This is a genomic window from Chryseobacterium sp. c4a (assembly GCF_009900745.1).
Classification (GTDB): domain Bacteria; phylum Bacteroidota; class Bacteroidia; order Flavobacteriales; family Weeksellaceae; genus Chryseobacterium.
Genome location: NZ_WXVU01000045.1, coordinates 1 through 1,190 on the forward strand (window position 1 = coordinate 1; position 1,190 = coordinate 1,190).

General features: G+C 37.3%; 2 protein-coding genes. Both read left to right on the forward strand.

Features of this window, described 5'->3' with window-relative positions:
• Window positions 1-59: 59 nt before the first annotated feature.
• Window positions 60-326 (forward strand): transposase, encoded by a 267-nt coding sequence (locus tag GTR01_RS24415; protein WP_047420085.1) that lies wholly within the window; start codon window positions 60-62, stop codon window positions 324-326.
• 50 nt (window positions 327-376) lie between these two features.
• Window positions 377-1,144, forward strand: a complete 768-nt coding sequence (locus GTR01_RS24420; RefSeq protein WP_262885765.1) for an IS3 family transposase — start codon at window positions 377-379, stop codon at window positions 1,142-1,144.
• Window positions 1,145-1,190: the final 46 nt, after the last annotated feature.

Consider the following 1,190-nt stretch of genomic DNA (forward strand, 5'->3'; position numbering starts at 1 on the left):
GGTAAACTTCCCTGTTTTTCAGACAAATTAAAATTATTAAATTTAGTTTGTTAAACATTATGAAAAAGAGCAAATTTTCAGAACATCAGATTATCAATATTCTGAAAGAATATGAATCTGGGAAAGCGACAAAAGATATTTGTCGTGAGCATGGAATTTCAGCAGCTACTTTCTACCAGTGGAAGCAGAAATACGGAGGAATGGATGCACAACATCTTAAGGAACTTAAAGCGTTACAGGAAGAGAATGCCCGTCTAAAGCGGATGTTTGCTGATCTGAGCCTGGATCATCGTATCTTAAAAGATATTATAGAAAAAAAGCTTTAAACCTCTGTGAACGAAAGGAGCTGGCTGAAGGGGCGATTAGAGAGACAGGAATCAGTGTTCATAGAGCCTGTAAGATTGTGTGCATGAGCCGTAGCATGTATTACTATGGTCATAAAAAAGACGACCAGGCAGTTGTTTCAAAATTACTGGACTTGGCAGAAAGATACCCAACAAGGGGATTCGAAACCTATTATGGCAAGATACGTTTGGAAGGTTTGCTTTGGAACAGAAAAAGAGTACTTCGCGTTTATCGGAATATGAACTTGAAACTAAGGGTTAAGCGTAAACGTCGTATTCCAAAACGAATTAAGGARAAGCTTATGGTTCCAGGCAGAGTCAATGAGACATGGTCAATTGATTTTATGAGTGATGCCCTGTCTAATGGACGGAGGTTTAGGGTACTGAATGTCATTGATGATTACAATAGGGAATCATTGATCAACGAGGCTTTTTATTCAATTCCTGGAGTCAGGTTAGTGCAAAAGCTAAAGGAATTAATCGTACACAGACCTAAGCCAAAGAATATAAGGACTGATAACGGTCCAGAATTTCTTTCCAAGATTTTTGTAGATTTCTGCAAGGTTAATGATATTGAACTTCAATATATCCAACCCGGAAAACCTGCCCAAAATGCATATATTGAACGCTTAAACCGTACATTCAGAGAAGACGTTTTGGATGCATACCTATTCGGGTCTATAATGGAGGTAAATGCAATGGCTTATGAGTGGCAAATCGATTACAACAGTAATCATCCGCACACATCTTTAAATGGACTTAGTCCTTGGCTATATGCTAAAGAATCTTTAGTCAATTAGAAGGGATTTTATATTTATTAACTGTTTGAAAAAAGGTAAGTCTTCA

Bases quoted from the DNA above. Each gene is read 5' to 3' on its own strand.
- GTR01_RS24415 (WP_047420085.1), top strand. From the start codon at position 60: ATGAAAAAGAGCAAATTTTCAGAACATCAGATTATCAATATTCTGAAA.